At 60.6% G+C, this 19,386-nt stretch carries 20 protein-coding genes; 13 read left to right on the top strand and 7 right to left on the bottom strand.

From position 1 onward, the window contains the following. Window positions 1-13 precede the first annotated feature (13 nt). Complete coding sequence (locus FFR93_RS41905) at window positions 14-463, bottom strand: class I tRNA ligase family protein (protein WP_281407904.1); 450 nt, start codon at window positions 461-463, stop codon at window positions 14-16. A gap of 335 nt (window positions 464-798) precedes the next feature. Further along, entirely contained in the window at window positions 799-1,686 is an 888-nt protein-coding gene (locus FFR93_RS13580; RefSeq protein ID WP_138393602.1) for a branched-chain amino acid aminotransferase, read from the bottom strand. Between the two features lie 243 nt (window positions 1,687-1,929). Here FFR93_RS13580 and FFR93_RS13585 point away from each other — a divergent pair, with 243 nt between their 5' ends. Next, window positions 1,930-2,973, top strand: a complete 1,044-nt coding sequence (locus FFR93_RS13585; protein WP_138393603.1) for a zinc-dependent alcohol dehydrogenase family protein — start codon at window positions 1,930-1,932, stop codon at window positions 2,971-2,973. A gap of 148 nt (window positions 2,974-3,121) precedes the next feature. Here FFR93_RS13585 and FFR93_RS13590 read toward each other — a convergent pair whose 3' ends face one another. Further along, on the bottom strand, window positions 3,122-4,054 hold the full coding sequence (locus FFR93_RS13590) for an AraC family transcriptional regulator (protein WP_064706582.1): 933 nt from the start codon (window positions 4,052-4,054) through the stop codon (window positions 3,122-3,124). 244 nt (window positions 4,055-4,298) lie between these two features. Between FFR93_RS13590 and FFR93_RS13595 the strand changes: the two genes are divergently transcribed. The 9 genes from FFR93_RS13595 to FFR93_RS13635 all read left to right on the top strand — a co-directional run bounded on the left by FFR93_RS13595 (window position 4,299) and on the right by FFR93_RS13635 (window position 12,242). Next, window positions 4,299-5,729 (top strand): extracellular solute-binding protein, encoded by a 1,431-nt coding sequence (locus FFR93_RS13595; RefSeq protein WP_138393604.1) that lies wholly within the window; start codon window positions 4,299-4,301, stop codon window positions 5,727-5,729. Window positions 5,730-5,864: 135 nt separating this feature from the next. Next, window positions 5,865-6,743, top strand: coding sequence for a sugar ABC transporter permease (locus tag FFR93_RS13600; RefSeq protein ID WP_064706580.1), 879 nt, complete (start codon window positions 5,865-5,867; stop codon window positions 6,741-6,743). After that, window positions 6,740-7,573 (top strand): carbohydrate ABC transporter permease, encoded by an 834-nt coding sequence (locus tag FFR93_RS13605; RefSeq protein ID WP_064692241.1) that lies wholly within the window; start codon window positions 6,740-6,742, stop codon window positions 7,571-7,573. Before FFR93_RS13600 ends, FFR93_RS13605 begins: the two co-directional genes overlap by 4 nt. Before the next feature lie 5 nt (window positions 7,574-7,578). After that, window positions 7,579-7,782 carry a DUF2160 family membrane protein gene (locus tag FFR93_RS13610; RefSeq protein ID WP_171049182.1) on the top strand — a complete coding sequence of 68 codons (204 nt, stop codon included), beginning with the start codon at window positions 7,579-7,581 and terminating at the stop codon, window positions 7,780-7,782. A 4-nt stretch (window positions 7,783-7,786) separates the two neighbouring features. Further along, window positions 7,787-8,827 carry an NAD(P)-dependent alcohol dehydrogenase gene (locus FFR93_RS13615; protein WP_138393606.1) on the top strand — a complete coding sequence of 347 codons (1,041 nt, stop codon included), beginning with the start codon at window positions 7,787-7,789 and terminating at the stop codon, window positions 8,825-8,827. Between the two features lies 1 nt (window position 8,828). Next, complete coding sequence (locus FFR93_RS13620; RefSeq protein WP_138393607.1) at window positions 8,829-9,599, top strand: SDR family oxidoreductase; 771 nt, start codon at window positions 8,829-8,831, stop codon at window positions 9,597-9,599. 66 nt (window positions 9,600-9,665) lie between these two features. Beyond that, window positions 9,666-10,736, top strand: a complete 1,071-nt coding sequence (ugpC, locus tag FFR93_RS13625) for a sn-glycerol-3-phosphate ABC transporter ATP-binding protein UgpC (RefSeq protein WP_138393608.1) — start codon at window positions 9,666-9,668, stop codon at window positions 10,734-10,736. Window positions 10,737-10,761: 25 nt separating this feature from the next. Further along, window positions 10,762-11,490: an SDR family oxidoreductase gene (locus tag FFR93_RS13630; protein WP_138393609.1), complete on the top strand. Its 729-nt coding sequence runs from the start codon at window positions 10,762-10,764 to the stop codon at window positions 11,488-11,490. Between the two features lie 23 nt (window positions 11,491-11,513). Beyond that, entirely contained in the window at window positions 11,514-12,242 is a 729-nt protein-coding gene (locus FFR93_RS13635) for an SDR family oxidoreductase (RefSeq protein WP_138393610.1), read from the top strand. 178 nt (window positions 12,243-12,420) lie between these two features. On the opposite strand, the gene FFR93_RS13640 is transcribed toward FFR93_RS13635, so the two are convergent. Together FFR93_RS13640 and FFR93_RS42060 are read right to left on the bottom strand one after the other, a co-directional pair. Beyond that, complete coding sequence (locus FFR93_RS13640; RefSeq protein ID WP_138393611.1) at window positions 12,421-12,768, bottom strand: YciI family protein; 348 nt, start codon at window positions 12,766-12,768, stop codon at window positions 12,421-12,423. A gap of 360 nt (window positions 12,769-13,128) precedes the next feature. Further along, the gene (locus FFR93_RS42060; RefSeq protein WP_348640325.1) at window positions 13,129-13,383 is read right to left on the bottom strand and encodes a DUF1127 domain-containing protein; all 255 of its coding nucleotides are present in this window, start codon (window positions 13,381-13,383) and stop codon (window positions 13,129-13,131) included. A 634-nt stretch (window positions 13,384-14,017) separates the two neighbouring features. Between FFR93_RS42060 and FFR93_RS13650 the strand changes: the two genes are divergently transcribed. The 3 genes from FFR93_RS13650 (at window position 14,018) to tam (ending at window position 17,012) form a co-directional block, all read left to right on the top strand. Continuing rightward, complete coding sequence (locus tag FFR93_RS13650; protein ID WP_138393612.1) at window positions 14,018-14,473, top strand: cupin domain-containing protein; 456 nt, start codon at window positions 14,018-14,020, stop codon at window positions 14,471-14,473. Window positions 14,474-14,886: 413 nt separating this feature from the next. Beyond that, complete coding sequence (locus tag FFR93_RS13655; protein WP_138393613.1) at window positions 14,887-16,167, top strand: hemolysin family protein; 1,281 nt, start codon at window positions 14,887-14,889, stop codon at window positions 16,165-16,167. A gap of 74 nt (window positions 16,168-16,241) precedes the next feature. After that, window positions 16,242-17,012 (top strand): trans-aconitate 2-methyltransferase, encoded by a 771-nt coding sequence (tam, locus tag FFR93_RS13660; protein WP_138393614.1) that lies wholly within the window; start codon window positions 16,242-16,244, stop codon window positions 17,010-17,012. 125 nt (window positions 17,013-17,137) lie between these two features. On the opposite strand, the gene FFR93_RS13665 is transcribed toward tam, so the two are convergent. Then, the gene (locus tag FFR93_RS13665) at window positions 17,138-18,175 is read right to left on the bottom strand and encodes an Ldh family oxidoreductase (protein WP_138393615.1); all 1,038 of its coding nucleotides are present in this window, start codon (window positions 18,173-18,175) and stop codon (window positions 17,138-17,140) included. Between the two features lie 13 nt (window positions 18,176-18,188). Further along, window positions 18,189-19,370 (bottom strand): alpha-hydroxy acid oxidase, encoded by a 1,182-nt coding sequence (locus FFR93_RS13670; protein ID WP_138393616.1) that lies wholly within the window; start codon window positions 19,368-19,370, stop codon window positions 18,189-18,191. Between the last annotated feature and the right edge of the window lie 16 nt (window positions 19,371-19,386).

Genomic DNA, 19,386 nt, shown 5'->3' on the forward strand with positions numbered 1-19,386 from the left:
TCTTCCGGCTTGGTCAGGTGCTCCGGGCAGCAGCCGCGGCAAGTTCGCCATCTGAATAGAATTGTTCGCAGCCGGTGCAATAGAGGCCGGCATAACTTTTCCTGTAGAGGTCGCCCGACGCTTCGCAGGCCCGCCAGAGCCTTTCCACGGCCGGGCGATGGCGTGGGTCGCTGCTCGTGCGAATAAAGTCGTCGGCATCGATGTTCAATGCCGTTTGCAGCTCGTGGAATCGTCGGGCGTTGTCGGCAACGAACGCCGATGGTTCGCATCCGGCCCTTTCGGCAGCGAGAACATTCTTCAGACTGTTTTCGTCCGACCCGGTCTGCAGCCGCACAGTCCAACCCTCGGCCTTGCGATATCGGGCAAGCGCATCGGCCTGGACGAGTTCAAGGGCAAAGCCGATATGCGGGCTGGCATTGACGTAAGGGATGGTCGTTGTGAGATAGAGAGACTTATCAGTCATCGGGGGCCTTTCCTGGAAATTCAGGCGGGCCGCCGGAGACAAGAAACCCGCCGGTTTGGCGGGGGCTGTTTCCTCAAGCAAAAGCGCAAGTCATCCATCCCCCGTCAGCAGGGGCGCATCATGCTCTTGTGGATGTCGATCTCGTTGCTCATCACCCAGCTAGAGCACGAGGCCGCGATCAGGTCAACTGCGGCGCGTAGGGTGAAGCAGGCGTCACATAGAATTGCTTCGGCTGCGCCGAACCGCTCCAGCCCTGCGCTTGCGCTCCGGGCGTTCGCAGTTGCAATCGATTCACCGGATCGATTGCTTCGGCTGCGCCGAACCGCTCCTCACCCTCACTCTTCGCTCTCACTTCTGCCGTGGGCCCAGTCCATGTAGAGCTCCAGCGTCTTGCGGGTGACGGGGCCTTCCTGGAAATCGCGGTCGTCCAGGCGGGTGACGCCGACGACCTTGGAATAGTTGCCTGTTGTGAATATCTCGTCGGCCTTCATGAAATCCTCGACGGAGAGCGTCGCTTCCACGACGTCGAAGCCGGCCTTGCGCAACAAGCCGATGACCCGGGCGCGGGTGATGCCGGCGAGGAAAGTTCGGTTAGCGGCCGGCGTCATCACGATGCCGTCGCGCACCAGGAAGACGTTCGACGAGGCGGTCTCGACGACATTGCCGTTCAGATCGCGCACCAGCGCATTGTCGAAGCCGCGGCTGCGCGCCTCGGTGATCATGCGGCCACTGTTCGGGTAGAGCGAACCGGTCTTGGCCTCGGTCATTGCGGTTTCCGGAGAAGGGCGCCGGTAGGGCGAAACGGTGAGGCTGGTGCCGCCATGGCGGCCCATCGGCGCCTCGAACAGGCAGAGCGCGAAGCGGGTCGATTCGGCGTCGACGGAGACGACGCTGCCGGGTGCACCATGTTCGCCCCAGTACATTGGCTTGATGTAGATCGCCGTCGCGCCATCGAATTTGGCAACGCCTTCCCAGGCGAGTGCGGCGATCTCCTCGGCCGACTTCACCGGCTTCAGGCCCATGGCGAGCGCTGAGCGGTTGACGCGCTGGCAGTGCAGGTCGAGATCCGGGGCGATGCCGTCGAACCAGCGGGCGCCGTCGAAGACGGTGGAGCCGAGCCACATGGCATGCGAGGTCGGCCCAATCAGCGGCGGATTGCCGGGGAGCCATTCCCCGTCGACATGTGTCCAGGTGGTTGAACGCGGTGATGTATCGACGGCCATGCTACCCTCCCTATCAAGTCGCGAAAGCAAAAGCCGCAGCGGCAAGCCCGGTCAAGGGCAAATCCGGGCGGGAGATGCGGAAGCAATAAAATGCCGGAGGACGCCGCCGGGTCGCAATATTCGTGCGCGGCGACGGGAGCTTCGGCGATGCGTGCATCAGCAAAAATGATGGAATGAATGTTGGATCGGCCGGCTGCCGCATGCGATGATAGCAATCGCGGAGAGACAGCAAGGAAGACGCCGATGAAAGCCATGTTTTACGAAGCCTTCGAGAAGGCGCCGGAGATCCGCACCCTGCCCGATCCGACGCCTTCGGAGGACGGCGTCGTCATCGCGGTCGGCGCAAGCGGGCTCTGCCGCAGCGACTGGCACGGCTGGATGGGCCACGACCCCGATATCCGCCTGCCGCATGTGCCGGGGCACGAGCTTGCCGGGCGGGTCGTCGCCACCGGCCGCGGCGTGATGCGCTTCAAGGTGGGCGACCGGGTGACCGTGCCCTTCGTTTCCGGCTGCGGCCACTGCTCGGAATGCCATTCCGGCAACCAGCAGGTCTGCCCGAACCAGTTTCAGCCGGGCTTCACCCATTGGGGCTCCTTCGCCGAATATGTGGCGATCGACTATGCCGACACCAATCTGGTGCACCTGCCCGATACGATCGACGATGCGACGGCGGCAAGCCTCGGCTGCCGCTTTGCCACCTCGTTCCGCGCCGTTGCCGACCAGGCCCGCACCGGCCCCGGCGAATGGATTGCCGTGCATGGCTGCGGCGGCGTCGGCCTCTCTGCGATCATGATCGCCACCGCGCTCGGCGCAAATGCAATCGGCGTCGACATATCCGAGGAAAAGCTCGCCTTCGCGCGCGAATGCGGCGCGGTGGCGACGGTCAATGCATCTGATGTCGCCGACGTGGCCGAGGCGGTGCGCGAGATCACCAAGGGCGGCGCGCATGTCTCGATCGACGCGCTCGGCCATCCCGCCACCTGCTTCAACTCGATCAACAACCTTCGCCGGCGCGGCCGGCATGTGCAGGTGGGGCTGATGCTCGGGGAATACGCCACCCCTCAGATCCCGATGGCTCAGGTGATCGGCCACGAGCTCGAAATCTACGGCAGCCACGGCATGCAGGCCTGGCGCTACGACGCGATGCTGTCCATGCTGGCGGCCGGCAAGATCGCCCCGCAGAAACTGATCGGACGGCGCGTCAGCCTCGAGGAAGCCGTGCCGGCGCTCATGGCGCTCGACAAGGCGGAGGCGACAGGGATCAGCGTAATTACGCGGTTTTCATAGGGAGCGTTTTCCCCTCCCTGCCGGGACGAACACGCGAGGAAGCAATAACTTCCTCCGTCAGGTCGGAAAGGAGTAGGTATGAGTCAGGGCATATGAAGTCGCAAGAATAATACATCTTCCCTCCTCTCTAAGTAGCATCGATTGATCGCTAGACTGGCTGCACAGGCACATGATCTGTCGCGGTCTGAGGTAACGGAACGGTTCTGCGGTTGGTGGACAGTTTCCGGTATTTTGTCGGTGTTAAGTTGTGGTGGCGGAGAAACACTCGGTTGAAATTCGACAGATTGCGATAGCCCACCTCGAAGCAGATGTCCGTTATTGGCAGAGAGGTATCGGTCAATAGCTGACCCGCCTTCCAGATACGAAGCTTGTTGATGTGGTCGGTGAAGGTGTGGCCGCTGTTTTTCTTGAAGAATCGCGAGAAGGCGCTGTCACTCATGCCGACCATGCGAGCCATATCAGGCAACCGGATGTCCTCCGACAGATTGGCAAAAAGATACGCGAAGACCTGTTGTAGGGCTTCCAGCGAACCATAGCTCAGGTCCGGCACATAAGCCTCTGAAGACAGCGTATCGAACTCGTCAGTGTCCCGCAGCAGTGAGAGCAATGACAGGAAGGTCGCAAGCCGCACCGAGCCGGTCTGGAACTCCATGTCGAGTATCAGCGCCTCCGCCTGTTCCCGCGCCCGGCCCTTGAAGGAGAGCCCCCGCTGTGCGCGGGCGAGAAAGTCACGCAGCCCCGCCAGTTCCGGCAGGAAGGCCGAAGCCTGCTCCAGCTTGGCCGGCGGAAACTGGATGACGATGTCACGTCCTGGAATGCGCTCATTCGGTCCGAGCGGCGTCACCCAGTCGTGCGGCAGGTTGCTGCCGATGACGGAAATATGGCCCGGCGTGAACGCGCCGACATGATCGCCCGCAAGTAGGACGCCGCTGGCGTTGGGAATATAGTGGATCTCCACCTCCGGGTGGAAATTCCAGACGTTGCGTTCCCACGGATAGTCGTCGCGGCGCCAGAGGAACGACTCGTCCGCCCCGGTCAAGACATATTCAAATCTCGCGACCTTCGGCGAAATAACTGACATTGCGGATATCCTCCAGTGCTTCCCCGCCATGCTCGCTGCACCGACAATCAATATTCGATTGTGCAACGCACACAAAAATTCATGAAGATATTCGGCATTTCGCGCATGAGAGTATCAGTATCGCGCAACGGCCGCGCTTGTGTCCACCCCTTCTTTCTACAAGTATTGAGGTCCGTTGAGCGTGTCGGAGGAGAGTTGAGAACGCACAACCGGACCGATTTTGCGATCCAAATGGAGGAGAACAATGAACAGTTTCGTCAAAGCCGTGGGCGTCGGCTTCATTTCGCTTGGCCTTTGGAGCTCGACATCTCTTGCTCAAGATTCCTGGTGGAAGACTGCCGCCCAGCCCTATCAGGGCGCGACCATCCGGGGCATCTCGGAATCGACCCCAGCGTCGAAATATGTCGAGCAGGTGCTCGGTCCCAAGTTCACCGAAGAGACCGGCATCAAGGTCGAATTCGAGGCAACATCCTGGGACCAGATGTACGACAAGGCGATCAAGGACATGGAGGCCAATACCGGCATCTATGACTTCGTCTATATCGAGCAGGACATCGTATATACGTATCTGGCCCGCAACTTCCTGGTCGATATCACCAAGTCGCTCGCCGATAATGCGAAGATCGCTTCGCCGGACTTCAAGCCGGAGAATTTCACCACTTTCCTGAACTATTTCAAGGATCCGAAGTCGGGCAATGTCATGGGCGTCCCCATGGAGGCATTCATCAAGCCTTACCTCTACCGCAAGGATCTTTTCGATGATCCGGCAATCCAGAAAGCCTACAAGGATTCCACCGGTGCGGATCTGAAGCCCGCGACGACACATGACGAGTATACCCAGATCGCCAAGTTCTTCACCGAATATGGCGCAGACAAGGAGCTCTGGGGAACCACCGTACAGGCCTCGTCGAGCCACCCCGCCGCCTTCTACGAATTCTTCGAGTCGATCGCGCCGACCTTTGGCGTGTACAACTGGGGCATCGACGGCACGACCTTCGCGGCCACCGAAGCTAACGGCGGCCAGATGAACTCCGCCGCCGCTAAGAAGGCGCTCAACTACTGGGTCGGCCTGCTGAAATACGCGCCGCCGGAATCGACGTCGTCCACTTGGGACGAGGTTGCCGGGACATTTGCCGCCGGCCGCGCAGCCCAGGGCCTCGTCTACGGTGAAAACGCTGCCTGGATCGCTACCGACGAAAGCAAATCGACGGTCGTCGGCAAGGTTGGAGTGTCATTGCCTCCGGTCGAGGCGGGTGTCATGGAAGCAGCCGAGTCCGGCAAAGGATATATCGGCTATTACGATGGTGGCGCGTTCGGTATCCCGCATTCGTCCAAGAACAAGGACGCGTCGCTGCTATTCCTGCAGTATATCGGTCAGGCTTCAGTGCAGACCGACTGGGCGCTGGCCGGCTCTCGCATCGTCATGAACTCGACCTACGACGATCCCAAGATCGTCGATCAGGACAAGAAGATGAACGGCTATTACACGCTGATGCGCGAGGACGGAAAGCTGTTCGCCGGAGCTCCGCCGTTCCCGTTCCACTCGCAAGTTCTGCAGGTAGTCGCGCCGTTCATCTACAAAGCGATCGTCGGTGAGATCAAGCCGGACGATGCGCTGGACCAGGCCGCCACCGCAGCCGAAGCTGAACTCGTGAAGCTCGGCTACCGCAAATAAAGACCGCACCTCCCAAGCGGTTGGCGGTCGCCTTCAGCAAGGTGGCCGCCCCTTTCCTGACTGCGGTTTGCGGGCCTGCCCGCGACGCTGGTAGTCAGGCGAATAAGAGTCAAGGACGATCTGACGGAGCGCAGGATGAGACAATCCAACATCGGATGGCTGTTTCTAACACCGGCCACGCTAATCCTGTTCATTGTCGGGTTCGTTCCCTTCATCTACATTCTCTATGTTGGCTTCTTCGACTGGAACACCAACGCAGTCGACCCCACCCTGCGCTGGGCCGGCCTCCAAAATTATCGCAGCCTCGTTTTTGACACGACATTCCTGAACTCGCTTGCGCGCACGCTGGTTTTCGCATTCTTCGTCGTCGTGAGCGAACTGTTGTTAGGCTATGTCCTGGCCCGCGCGCTGATGGCAGACCGCCTGTGGGGCCGGCAGTTCTTTCGCACGATCCACACACTGCCGATCGTTGTCGCGCCCATTGCAGTCGGCGCTACCTGGCGGCTGCTTTGCGTTCCCGGCTTCGGTATCGTGCCCTATTACCTGAAACTGTGGTTCGGCATCGACTACAACATCTCGACCAATGCCTATCACGCCTTCGGCACGGCGATCATCATGGACCTGTGGCACTGGACGCCGTTCGTTACGCTGTCGCTCATGGCGGGACTGACCGCCTTGCCGAAAGAACCGCTCGAACAGGCGCAGATCGACGGCGGCAACAAGCTGCAGATTTTCTGGTACGTGATCGTTCCGATGTTGAAGCCGGTGCTGCTGACAACCGTCTTCATCCGGCTGATGGACGCATTGCGCTCGGTCGACGAAATCTGGATGCTGACCAAGGGTGGTCCGGCTGAGGCGACCCGGTTCATCGGCCTTCATATCTGGATCAACGTCTTTCCGAAGACTGATTACGGCTATGGCGCGGCCATGTCGCTGCTGACGCTTTACGTCACGATCGTTCTGAGCTGGCTGCTGTTCGTCGCCATGACCGGCCGCAAGGGAGGTGCACAATGAAACGCTCCGGTATAGCCTCCTTCGTCCTTTGGGTATGCCTGACCATTCTGACACTGCTTCCCGTCTGGTGGATGCTGGTCGTTTCCATGCGCCCCCGCGTGAAGCTTTATTCGAAGTCGTTCCTCATCGACGATCTTTATTGGAACAATTTCCTGGCGGTGCTGAACAGCTCGACCTTCCTGCAGTATCTCTGGAATTCGCTGATCGTGGCGACATCGAACGCAGCGCTGGTATGCGCGCTCGGCCTGCTCGCGGCGTTCGGGCTGTCGCGTTACAAAATCGGCGGCGGTGACAACGTGTTTTTCTGGTTGATCACCAACCGCATGGCGCCGCCAGCCGTGTTTCTGCTGCCGCTCTTCCTGCTGTTCACCAAGTGGTTTGTGTTCGGTGATTTCATGCTGTTCGACACGAAGATTGGCCTAATCCTGCTCTATTGCGTCTTCAACCTGCCCTTCGCCATCTGGCTCTTGAAGGGCATGCTCGACGGGATTCCGCAGGAACTTGACGAAGCGGCGCGGGTCGACGGTGCGACAACCGGCCAGGTGCTGTCCAACGTCATCCTGCCGCTGGCGCGGCCGGGGTTGGCCGTCACCTTCATCCTGACGTGGATTTTCGCCTGGAACGAGTACCTATTCGCAGCGACCCTAACGTCGTCGGCTGACGCCAGGACCGTGACGACAGCGCTTGCTGAATATGTCTCGGTCACCGGAACGAACTGGGGCGAGATGGCGGCGATGGCGTTCCTGACCACGCTCCCGGCCCTAATCGTGCTCGGCTTCGTTCAGAAGCACATCGTGACCGGCCTCACGTTCGGCGCATTGAAAGGGTAAAGATAATGGCTGGCGTTCAATCCCAGAAAACCCAACGCGACGGATTCCTGCCTATCCGAACCAACGGCTTCGACAGGGGCTTCATCTCGGTCGTGATCCTGATCCTGGTGCATCTTCTATGGATGCGCTTCCTGGAGGGCGTGTTGCCCCTATGGGTGGCGACGGTGCTCTGCCTGGCGCTGGCCGTGTTCATTATCCGAAAGGGCTGAAAACATGAGATCACTCGTCCTCGAACGCAAAGACGAACTGCGCATTCGCGACCTGGACCCGAAGGAGGCGCTCGGTCCCACCGACGTGCGCATCGCCATCAAGACCGTTGGCGTCTGCGGATCGGACGTTCACTATTACACTCACGGCGCGATCGGCCCTTTCGTTGTGCGCGAGCCGATGATCCTCGGCCACGAAGCCGCCGGCATCATCGAAGAGGTCGGCAGCGCCGTCCAGAACCTGAAAGTAGGCGACCGCGTTTGCATGGAGCCCGGCATTCCCGACCCTCAAAGTCGCGCGTCGCGACTGGGTCTCTACAATCTCGATCCCGCGGTGCGCTTCTGGGCGACGCCGCCGGTCCATGGCGTACTGAGACCGAGCGTGGTCCACCCGGCCGCCTTCACCTTTAAGCTTCCGGACAACGTTTCCTACGCCGCTGGCGCTATGGTCGAGCCGCTGGCTGTAGGCTTTCAAGCAGTCTCCAAGGCGAGGCTGACGCCCGGTGCGATCGCGCTGGTCACGGGTGCCGGGCCGATCGGCATGGTGACGGCGATCGCGGCGCTGTCGGCTGGCTGCGCCAAAGTTATCGTTACCGACGTTGTCGACGAAAAGCTCGACGTGGCGCGCAGGCTCGGCCCTGCCATCATGACCGTCAACGTACGCTCCCAGGACCTGAAGAGTGTCATAGCCCGCGAAACCGACGGCTGGGGCGTCGATGTCATCTTCGAATGTTCCGGCGCGGCCGAAGTGATCGCAGACACGGCGCACCATGCTTGCCCCGGCGGCGCCATCGTCCTTGTCGGCATGCCCCTGAAGCCGGTACCGCTCGATGTGGTCATCGCCCAGACCAAGGAGCTGCGCATCGAACACGTGTTCCGCTACGCCCATGTCTATCCGCGCATCGTCGCGCTATTGGGATCGAACCAGATCAATGTCGATGCGCTGATCACCGATACCTACGCCTTCGAGGATTCTGTCGAAGCGTTCGATTACGCCGTGCGACCGAAGCCGTCCTCCGTGAAGATTCAGATCGAGCTTGGGAAGTAGCATGTACCTGCGGAAGCTGGATCTCAGTGGAAGAGTGGCGGTCGTCACCGGCGCGGGGCGCAACATCGGCTATGCCTGCGCTGATGCCTTATCGGAAGCGGGCGCGCATGTCGTACTGACTGATCTTGATGAAGAGCTCGGTCAGTCGGCCGTCTCGAAGCTCGCCGCGATGGGGCGAAAGGCCGAATTCATTCGTCTGGACGTGACCGATTCCGGCGAAACCGACCGTGTCGCGGCGGCGATCGCGACCAAGCTTGGTCGCGTGGACATTCTGGTCGCCAATGCCGGCATCGCTTCGCACAGTCCGGCGGAGGCGATGTCAGATGAGGATTGGCTCAGAGTCCTGAACGTGAACCTCAACGGCGTGTTCTGGAGCAATCGCGCTTTCGGAAACCTGATGCTGAAGGCGGGCAAGGGCTCGATCGTCAATATCGGTTCGATGTCCGGCATCATCGCCAACCGGCCGCAGCCGCAAGCTGGTTACAACGCCTCGAAGGGTGCCGTTCACATGCTGACGAAGTCGCTTGCAGCCGAATGGGCCGAGCGGGGCGTGCGCGTCAACGCCGTCGCGCCAACCTATATCGCGACGGACATGACGAAGACCGCCGTCGCGAGGACCGGGTGGGACAAGGACTGGATGGACATGACGCCGATGAAGCGGATGGGCGAAGTCGAGGAAATTGCGTCTGTCGTCCTGTTCCTGGCCTCCGATGCCGCCAGCCTGATGACCGGCAGCATCGTCGTTGCCGATGCAGGATACACCTCATGGTGAAGCTGCCCGTGGACCCGTCCCGAATGATCGGCGGCCATGCCGCCACAACTGACTAAGGATAGACACATGGCAACGATCGAGCTCGACAAGGTCGACAAGCATTACGGCTCCTATCACGCACTGCGCAACATCTCGTTCGATATAGCCGACGGTGAGTTCGTCGTACTGGTCGGTCCTTCCGGTTGCGGCAAGTCCACGCTGCTGCGATCGCTCGCCGGCCTTGAGGAGATCACCGAGGGCACGATCAAGATTGGCGGACATCGCGTCGACAACATCGCCGCCAAGGACCGTGATGTGGCGATGGTGTTCCAGAATTACGCGCTCTATCCGCACATGACCGTTCGGGAGAACATGGCCTTCGCACTGAAGTTGCGCGGCGAAAATCTTGCGGATCGCAATGCCAAGGTCGACAAGGCTGCCGAGATGTTGCGGCTGACGCCCTATCTCGACCGGTATCCGAAGGCGCTCTCCGGAGGTCAGCGGCAGCGTGTTGCCATGGGGCGCGCGATGGTTCGCAGCCCGAAGGCGTTCTTTTTCGACGAGCCTCTGTCAAACCTGGACGCTGCGTTGCGCGTAGACATGCGTTCGGAGATCAAAGCGCTTCACCAGCGCCTTGGCGCTACTTCCGTCTATGTCACGCATGACCAGATTGAAGCCATGACGATGGCGGACCGTATTGTAGTGCTTCGTGACGGCAAGGTGGAGCAGATCGGTGCGCCGCTGGAGCTTTACGACCGGCCAGCAAATATCTTCGTCGCCGGCTTCATCGGATCGCCGGCGATGAACATGCTACCAGCCACGATCGATCTCTCTGCGAACTCAGCGCGGCTCGCCGACGGGTCAGCCCTTACGCTTCCAAAAGGCACGCGGGCAAGTAACGGCCAGGAGGTGATATACGGCGTCCGTCCTGACCAGTGGCTACTGTCGAACGGAGATACGGGGGTACCGGCAACTGTCGAGTTGATCGAGCCGACGGGTGCCGAAATACTCGTGGCAGTCCAATTGGCGGGCAAGCGGATCTTATGCGCCTTTCGCGAGCGCCACGCGTTGAGGCCGGGCGACAGGATAAGGCTCGACGTCGATCCTGCCGCGGCTCATGTGTTCGACAAGCAAACCGAGCAAAGACTCCCGTTCTGAGCAACAGGCATCGGAAGGATCAACCATGTCGGACTTTACAGGAAAAACGGTAATCATCACCGGTGCCGGCAAGGGTATCGGTCGCGCCTGCGTTGAACTGCTCACCCACCGTGGCGCTCGAATCGTAGCCTTGTCGCGTTCGCAGGCCGATCTGGATGATCTGGCGGCAAAGTTCGGCGCGACCATAATATCAGTCGATCTCGCCGACAATGCAGCAGCACGCGCCGCCATGAAGAAGGCGAGGCTGGCAGACGCGCTGATCAATTGCGCGGGAACCAACGTGCTTGAAAGCGTCATCGATATGACCGAGGAGGGCTATGAGCAGGTCCTCGGCATCAACCTGCGGGCCGCGCTGATTTGTGCGCAGGAGTTCGCGCGGGCTCGCATTGCAAACGGCGGCGGTGGTACGATCGTGAATGTGACCTCGATCGCCGGACATCGTGGTTTCGTGGATCACGTGGCTTACGCCGCTTCGAAGGCGGGACTGGAAGGCGCGACACGTGTCATGGCCAAGGAACTCGGCGCCTATGGAATCCGGGTCAATGCAGTGGCGCCTACGGTTACCATGACGGAGCTTGCCGCCAAGGCGTGGTCCGAGCCTTCCAAACGTAACCCGATGATTGTTCGCCACCCGTTGGCGCGCTTTGCAGCGGTCGACGACGTCGCGCGCTCGATCGCACTGCTTATTTCAGAGGACGCCCCGATGATCACTGGCGCAGTACTGCCAGTCGATGGCGGCTTCCTTGCTGTCTGAAAACCAAGAGGCGAGACAAGACGATGACTAAATCACTCGAAGGAAAGATCGCTGCGGTAACCGGCGCAGCTTCCGGTATCGGGCTGGCGACGACCCGTGCCCTGGTCGATGCCGGCGCCAAGGTCGTGATGGTCGACTATAACAGACAGGCGCTGGAAACGTACGCTGCCGAGTTCGGCGACGCCGTAGTCATGCAGGTAACCGATCTTCTGGACGCCGCAAGTTGTGCGGCCATGGTGCCGGAAATCCTGGCAAAGGTCGATCATCTCGACATCCTGCACTGCAATGCAGGGTCCTACATTGGCGGGGATCTTATCGATACCGATACCGCGACAATCGATCGGATGCTGAATCTCAACGTGAACGCCGTCATGAAGAACGTCCGCGACATCGCTCCGCATATGATCGAGCGCGGGACCGGGGACATTTTGGTCACTTGCTCCGTAGCCGGCCATGCGCCGATCCAGTGGGAGCCGGTCTATTCCAGCTCCAAGTGGGCGATTACCAGTTTCGTCCAGATCATGCGCCGGCAGTTGAAAAACCACGGCATCAGGGTCAGCCAGGTCTCGCCCGGCCCGGTCGTTTCCGCTCTGCTTGCCGATTGGCCCGCGGAAAACCTTGAGAAGGCAAAGGCCAATGGGAGTCTGATCGAGCCCTCAGAGGTCTCCGATGCCATCATCTTCATGCTGACCCGCCCGCGAAACGTCACGATCCGGGACATGATTGTCTTGCCGACAAATTTCGACGTGTAGGTACATCCGCAGTGTTTTCCTCCGCGGGCGTCGTGTTGCTCTTCCCTCCGCAGTGATCTTCGCCCGGCTCTTCCGGGCGTGTCTCGTCAAGAGCATGAACAATCCAGCGAGAACGATTCATGTTACCTAATCAGAACGTCGGGGGCATGTCCGATGGAATTAGCGGGACACCTCGAATCTAAAAGCCGGCGGTCTCGCGCACCTCGATCGCCCCCATCCGAGCGAGCGGGTCCCGCCCCGCGATCTCCATTGCCTCCGCAAGGTTCTTCGCTTCGATGAGCAGGAAGCCACCCAGATGCTCCTTGGTCTCTGCGAAGGGCCCGTCGGTCCAACTTGCCTTGCCGGCCCGAACGCGCAATGTCTTTGCGGTCTTTGGGTCGGCAAGAGCATTGGAGGCGAGATAGTGGCCTGATCGTTGGAGTTCTTCATTGGAAGCCAAGGACTCCCGGTCGATCTCGGCCCATTCCTCCTTGCTGGCGGCATCAGCAAGTGTTTGATCGATGTAGAAGAGACAAAGGTAGCGCATCCGGTTCCTCCATGGTGCTGCCGATACTAGTCGCATTTGGACACCGCGAATCGACAAAGAGCAAAATAATGCTGTACGCTTTCCGGTGAGAGCTGCTTGCTGCTCTGCGTGAGCAGTGCCTCATAATGCCTCGTGTTCGCTTCGCTTTCCTTGCTCGCCATTCTTCTTGGATATTATCTCTCCGCTTGAGCAAGCGGATAGGAGGTGACCTCCGACCCATCAATCCTAGAGGCGCGAGCCGAAGAAGAGGATACAAGGGAACGGCCGCATTCCGTCTCGCCGGCACTGTCACGCGCCGACTACGGGAAGAGGGCGACATGAAGCGGCGCAGCTAAAGGCAAACGCACTCATACCGGCGGGTCAGCCATCGCGGACGGATTCTGGATCCAGCACTCTGATCGTCTGGGTGGAGCGGTCATTCTCCGATCTTTCCAGTGGAGACTCTGGGGGCGCCAAGCCGATGTCACGGAGCAGGCGAGAGTTAAACCGCGAGAGCTCGTTCAAGCTTCGGCGGTACCTTCGCTGATGTTTCAGCATCCAAACGGCTTGCAAAGTGCGCACGACACTGAAGTGCGGCGACTGTTCGACTTGTTCGGAATGCATAGTGGCAGCCATACTTGTCCCTCCTTTGACTGGTCACGGCGCTCCGTCTTAATCGAACAGGATCGGCCGAAATCGACACGCTGGTTTCCGGTGCTTGATCCGAGCGGGTGGCAAGACGGTGCGCGGACCATGGCCGTGGTTTGATGAGTGACACGATCTTGAGGGAATAGCGCCGGCCGACCCGCAGGACTTCGTGAAGGTGCTTTTCATGATGAAGGCGGCGGGCTTACCCACGTTGGGTTTTATCGAACTTCACAGCAAACGATGTTCCGGCAGGCCTGACCATTGAGGGCGCTGCGTTACAAGCAATGACATTGCTGGTTGGCCCAATTACGTGATGAGCCGTTGCACGTGCTCGAATGGTATGTGTGACGAGCCCATCGCGGCGAGCCGGCCGCAGGATCATCAAGGGGGCGGCAGGCCCGTGTCATTTTCACGCAGGCTGCCCCGGATCAGGGACCTTGCGGAAACGGCCCGCCGCACCGATATCCGCCGCGACGGCTTCACCAGGCATTTCCCGTACCGAAGTCACCCGCGATCTTGTCCCCGGCAACAGGGCAGTTGCCAAAGGCGGCGCAAAGGTCTAACGGCTGCGCCGGCAAGAAGGCGCCTACAAGAAAAGCCTCGCTAAGAAGAAGAAAGAGACATGATGTCCAACTCATTTGTGAAAATACCTGCCGAAAAGCGATATTTCGTGCTCGGCGACCAGATCGAGCGGCGGCTTCGGCTCCGCGGAACCTGGCTCAACATCTTCGACGTAACCGTGCCTTCAGGCAGCCGGACTCCGAAACATGCGCATGCGAGCCCGGAAGTGTTTCGCATCCTCGAGGGCCGCCTGACGATCTGGCGGCTGACCGACAGCGGTCCCGAAGAGATCGAGGCCGGCGCTGGCGACATCATCACAATCCCGCCCTTCATGGTGCATGGCTATGCCAACCGCGGAACCGTTCCGGCGGTCTTTTCGGCGATCGTCGACCGCGAGATGGCCGAATTCATCGAAGCGGAAGGCACGAGCGAGCCGCTGAAAGCCCCCTCGCCCGAGACCATCGCCCGGATTAGGGCCGCTGCCAATGCTTATGGGATCACCATTCTGGCGGCTTGACATTTTGAGAGCGTGATGCCGGAACGCTCTTGCGTCTTCGGCATCACGCATGAATGCAATTCCCCTGAAATTCCCCGGTGGACGGCCTGTTTGCCGCCATTTTTCGAAACTGTCACATCAAGGCGCTATAAGGAATTCGCCCAGCGCCTCTTGCGCCGGGCCTATTTCACCGCCAAAATTGCGCCATGCCTGATAGCGACCCATCCAGTACAAGCTCCGCCCGGTCAAACCGGAAAGCCGCCGCAGAAGATGCTGGCGCCTGTCGTAAACGGTGTGACGATGTCTGCCTCGCCTCGCACCCAGCCGGGCTCACAGAAAGCTTTGCCGATGGGTAATGCGCATATATAGCGTCTCTGCGAAAGCCCCGCCGCCTCGCCTTATGCGGCATCAAAACCTCAACGAATAGGGTCCCTGTGTTTCTGGAAATTGGAATTGTGGCGCTTCTCACCATCTTGAATGGTGTGCTCGCCATGTCTGAGCTCGCCGTCGTGTCTTCTCGAACGGCCCGCCTGAAGGTTCTATCCGACAATGGGAGCAAGGGTGCAGCTCAAGCAATCAAACTTGCCGAAACCCCCGGCCGATTTCTCTCCACGGTTCAGATCGGCATCACGCTGGTCGGCGTTCTCTCCGGCGCTTTCTCAGGCGCCACGCTCGGGGGCCGCCTGGCTGGATGGCTGGAAGGTCAGGGGGTGTCGTCGACTGCCGCCGACGCCATTGGCGTCGGTTCCGTCGTCGTGGCAATCACCTATCTTTCCCTGATCGTCGGCGAGCTTGTTCCAAAGCAGATCGCATTGCGGGAACCAGAAGCGGTTGCGGCGAGGGTCGCGCCCGCCATGGCGCTGCTTTCAAAAATTGCGCTGCCTCTCGTGTGGCTTCTCAACGCCTCGGGAAATCTTGTGCTCAAGCTCCTCGGCCAAACAGGAAAAGTCGGCGACAACGTCTCTGACGAAGAGATCAAGACCGTTCTGGCCGAGGCGCAGTCGGCGGGTGTTATCGAAAGCGAGGAGTCCGCGATGATCTCAGGCGTCATGCGGCTGGCGGACCGCACCGCCCGGGCGCTGATGACACCGCGACGGGACGTCGAAATTATCGATATCGATGACAGCCTCGATGAAATCCGGGCGCAGTTGCACCGAACGAAACGGTCTCGATTGCCGGTTCGCAAAGGCAGCTCCGACGAGGTGATCGGCATCCTTCCGGTCAAGGATTTTTACGACTCGATGTCCGAACACGGCAGTGTCGACATCAAGGCTCTGACGCAGGACGTTCCGGTCGTTTCAGACCTTGCAACCGCCACCAGCGTGATCGAAGCCATCAGGAAGTCGCCTGTTCACATGGTGCTGGTGTTTGACGAATACGGCCATTTCGAGGGGATTGTTTCGTCAGGCGACATCCTGGAAGCGATCATGGGCGCGCTCCAGGAGGGGCCGATCGATGAGCAGGCCATCGCGCGTCGAGACGACGGTTCCTATCTCGTATCCGGCTGGACGCCGATCGACGAATTCGCCGAGTTCCTGAATCTCAAGCTCGAAGACGATCTCGAATATCAGACCGTGGCCGGCCTGGTGCTGGAGGAGCTGAAACACTTGCCGGAATTGGGGGAGAGCTTCACGAGGGATGGATGGCGCTTCGAGGTCATCGATCTCGACGGCAGGCGCGTGGACAAAATCCTTGTGACCGAAGATCGCACCTGAGCTCGACGGCCGCAACTTCGACAAGATCCGCATGCGCAACAGGAAAACGTGGCCCGACATCAGGAGATAGCGCAATGGCGTGGTCCGCCGGCCAATATGTGAAGTTCGAGGACGAGCGCACGCGACCGGCGCGCGATCTTCTGGCGCAGGTGCCGCTGCAGAGTCTCCGTCGCGCCGTCGACCTCGGCTGCGGACCGGGCAATTCCACCGAACTCATTATCGAGCGATATGGAGCTGCCGGCGTCTCCGGCCTCGACAGCGACATAAATATGCTGGAAGCGGCGCGCAGGCGGCTGCCGGGAACGGCCTTCGTGGAAGCCGATCTCGCCAGCTGGCAACCCGCCGAACCGGCCGATTTGCTGTTTGCCAATGCGGTCTTCCAGTGGCTGCCCGATCATCTGGACATCTTCGACCGGCTGCTGGACGGGCTTTCCGAAGGCGGCGTTCTTGCCGTGCAGATGCCCGACAATCTCGGCGAACCCTCGCATCTGGCGATGGAAGAGACCGCCCATGCCGGGCCCTGGAAGGCTGCCTTCGCGGCGAAGGGCGTGCGCCGCAGCCCCCTGCCCCCGCCGTCCGCCTATTACGACAGGCTGATCGCCAAGGCCTCGCGCGTCGACATCTGGCACACCATCTATAATCACCCGATGGCCGATGCGGGGGCGATCGTCGAATGGGTCAAGGGAACCGGGCTGATGCCCTATCTCGCCCATGCCGGCGACAGCCATCGCGAGGCCTTCCTTGCCGATTATCTCGAACGTGTCGAAACGGCCTATCCTAAGCTGTCGGACGGGCGGGTGCTGCTCAGATTTCCGCGGATTTTCATGGTGGCGGTGAAGAAATGACCGGCTGCGCCCGGCATGCTCTTCGCACTCTTGCGCTCACAGTTCGCAGGGATTGCACATGAGATTCCGAGGTCGATGGATCCGTCATTGCCCCGAAACCGCTGCGCATTTCCAAACGACGTGCTTTATTTAACGGCGGCCAGTCCGCCAGCCAGCAGCGCATCCAGCTGGGCGATCTCCGCTGCAGTCAGGCTGATCCCTTCGGCTTCCGATTTGATCCGCGCGGCGAAGCGGCGCTGCGATGGCAGCCGCGCGCCTTGTCCGACGATCGTTTCGAAGAGGATTTCGGCGCGCGCGAACGGATCGCCGGGGCGGCCCCTGGCGAAGTTCTGGGGTGATATTGCAATGATCAGTTCGCCATGAAACGGCGCCAAGGTCGTCGTTCCGAGGTAGTCCAGAACCTCGGGGCTGGTGAGATCGCCGATCATGATTCCGGCGAGCAGTTCTATCATGGTGGCGATGGCGGACCCCTTGTGGCCGCCGAAGGGCATCATTGCGCCTTCGAGCGCAGCAACCGGGTCAGTGGTGGGATTGCCTTCAGCATCGATCGCCCAACCGTCCGGCAGTTGCTTGCCAGCGCGGCGGTGCAGTTCGATCTCACCGCGCGCCGCCACCGACGTGGCAAAATCGAACACGTAGGGCGGCTGGTCCTTGCGAGGCCAGCCGAAGGCAAATGGATTGGTGCCCAGCAGAGGCTTGCTGCCTCCGGATGGGGCAACCGTCGCATAGCTCGGGCACATCACCAATGCTGCCAGGCCATGCGCGGTCAGTGCCTCGACCTCGGGCCACAGGGCCGAGAAGTGCGAGCAATCATTGATGACCATGGCGGCGATGCCAAGCCGCCTGGCGCGTTCCGCCAGGGCGGGTACGCCAAGTTCAAACGCCGCACTGGCGAAACCGCCCTGCGCGTCGACCCTGACGATGGCGCTGCCGTCATCCGGCGCAAGGACAGGAGCGGCATCGGGCTTCACCTTGCCCGCCTTTACCGTGCGCAGCGCACCCTCGATGCGGTAAATTCCGTGCGACTTGCAGGCATCGCGCTCACCGGCCACGATGACATGGGCCAAAGCCACCGCCTGGATCTTGTTCAAGCCTGCGCGCTCGAAGATGGCGACGACTCGATTTTGCAGCGCTTCGACGCTCATCCTAACGGCTTCAGTCACACAATTCTCCATTCTAGATCAAGTTCGGCTTTCGCCCTCCGGCCTTTGGCCGCCAGCGACACTCTGGCAAGTCTTCGACCGTCCTGCAGCCCAGTTGCGCCATCGTTGCCGTCAGTTCGGCTTTCAGGACGTTCATCAAATGATCGCCGCCGCGACGCCCGATGGCGGCGGAAGCAAACAGGAAAGCCCGGCCAATCAGGACGAAATCGGCGCCGAGCGCCAGCATCCGGGCGATATCGAGGCCGGAGCGCACGCCTCCGTCGGCGAGCAGCAAGGTCTTGGGGCCGAGTCGTGCGCGGATTTCACCGATGACCTCCGCCGCCGACGGCGCGGCGTCGAGTTGGCGTCCCCCATGATTGGAGAGGATCAGACCATCGCCGCCCAAGGACATGTATTCCTCCGCTTCGTCGGCGCGAAGCACACCCTTGACCAGGATCTTGCCTGGCCATGCGTCTCGGATTTTCTTGAAGCGCTCGCGCGTGACGTGACCCGTCATCACCCTGCCGACAAATTCGGCCGCTGCGGCAAGGCTCGAGCCCTTCGGGTAGTAGGGCGAGAGATTGGCGAAGTCGGGAGCGCCGTTTTGCAGAATGCCCATCGCCCATGACGGCCGCATCGCGACCTGCATGATCGTTGAAAGGTCATAGACCGGCGGGATGGTCAAACCATTGCGGATGTTGCGCTCGCGCCGGGTGGACGCCGGAATGTCGACAGTCACGACAAGAACGTCGTAGCCCGCTCTGCGCGCCCGATCCACCATGTCGTCTTCCATGGCGGGATCATTGGGTGGATAGAACTGGAACCAGCTGTGATCACCGCCTGCAGGACGGATCGTCTCAAGCGAGGTGTTGGCGAAAGTGCTTAGGATATAGGGAACGTTATGCTGTCTGGCAGCCTGTGCCAGCGGCAGCTCCGACCCGGGCCACAGAAGGCCGGCCAGCCCAAGCGGCGCGACGGCAAATGGCGCGTCGAAACGATGACCGAACAGGCTTGCCCCGGTATCGGGCTCGTCGGCGTCGGCGAGGTAGCCCGGCATAAGCACAACCTCTTCCATGGCCGCCAGATTGCGCCGCACGGAAGCTTCGCGCCCGAGTCCGCCGGCGAGATAGTCCCAAGCGAAACGCGGCATGCGTCTTTGCGCGGCCTTTTCCATGTCGGCGACGCAGGGGAAGCGTCGTTCTAGCGCTGAGTCCATCTCGGTGCTTCAATAT

The sequence above is a fragment of the Rhizobium sp. MHM7A genome (assembly GCF_005862215.1).
Taxonomy (GTDB): Bacteria; Pseudomonadota; Alphaproteobacteria; order Rhizobiales; family Rhizobiaceae; genus Rhizobium; species Rhizobium bangladeshense.

Excerpts from the sequence above, each read along its gene's own strand:
- FFR93_RS13585 (WP_138393603.1), top strand. The coding sequence starts at position 1,930 with ATGAAAGCCATGTTTTACGAAGCCTTCGAGAAGGCGCCGGAGATCCGC.
- FFR93_RS13605 (WP_064692241.1), top strand. The coding sequence starts at position 6,740 with ATGAAACGCTCCGGTATAGCCTCCTTCGTCCTTTGGGTATGCCTGACC.
- FFR93_RS41905 (WP_281407904.1), bottom strand. The coding sequence starts at position 463 with ATGACTGATAAGTCTCTCTATCTCACAACGACCATCCCTTACGTCAAT.
- FFR93_RS13630 (WP_138393609.1), top strand. The coding sequence starts at position 10,762 with ATGTCGGACTTTACAGGAAAAACGGTAATCATCACCGGTGCCGGCAAG.
- ugpC (WP_138393608.1), top strand. The coding sequence starts at position 9,666 with ATGGCAACGATCGAGCTCGACAAGGTCGACAAGCATTACGGCTCCTAT.
- FFR93_RS13590 (WP_064706582.1), bottom strand. The coding sequence starts at position 4,054 with ATGTCAGTTATTTCGCCGAAGGTCGCGAGATTTGAATATGTCTTGACC.
- tam (WP_138393614.1), top strand. The coding sequence starts at position 16,242 with ATGGCGTGGTCCGCCGGCCAATATGTGAAGTTCGAGGACGAGCGCACG.
- FFR93_RS13620 (WP_138393607.1), top strand. The coding sequence starts at position 8,829 with ATGTACCTGCGGAAGCTGGATCTCAGTGGAAGAGTGGCGGTCGTCACC.
- FFR93_RS13650 (WP_138393612.1), top strand. The coding sequence starts at position 14,018 with ATGATGTCCAACTCATTTGTGAAAATACCTGCCGAAAAGCGATATTTC.
- FFR93_RS13580 (WP_138393602.1), bottom strand. The coding sequence starts at position 1,686 with ATGGCCGTCGATACATCACCGCGTTCAACCACCTGGACACATGTCGAC.
- FFR93_RS13600 (WP_064706580.1), top strand. The coding sequence starts at position 5,865 with ATGAGACAATCCAACATCGGATGGCTGTTTCTAACACCGGCCACGCTA.
- FFR93_RS13635 (WP_138393610.1), top strand. The coding sequence starts at position 11,514 with ATGACTAAATCACTCGAAGGAAAGATCGCTGCGGTAACCGGCGCAGCT.
- FFR93_RS13595 (WP_138393604.1), top strand. The coding sequence starts at position 4,299 with ATGAACAGTTTCGTCAAAGCCGTGGGCGTCGGCTTCATTTCGCTTGGC.
- FFR93_RS13615 (WP_138393606.1), top strand. The coding sequence starts at position 7,787 with ATGAGATCACTCGTCCTCGAACGCAAAGACGAACTGCGCATTCGCGAC.
- FFR93_RS13640 (WP_138393611.1), bottom strand. The coding sequence starts at position 12,768 with ATGCGCTACCTTTGTCTCTTCTACATCGATCAAACACTTGCTGATGCC.
- FFR93_RS13670 (WP_138393616.1), bottom strand. The coding sequence starts at position 19,370 with ATGGACTCAGCGCTAGAACGACGCTTCCCCTGCGTCGCCGACATGGAA.
- FFR93_RS13610 (WP_171049182.1), top strand. The coding sequence starts at position 7,579 with ATGGCTGGCGTTCAATCCCAGAAAACCCAACGCGACGGATTCCTGCCT.
- FFR93_RS42060 (WP_348640325.1), bottom strand. The coding sequence starts at position 13,383 with ATGGCTGCCACTATGCATTCCGAACAAGTCGAACAGTCGCCGCACTTC.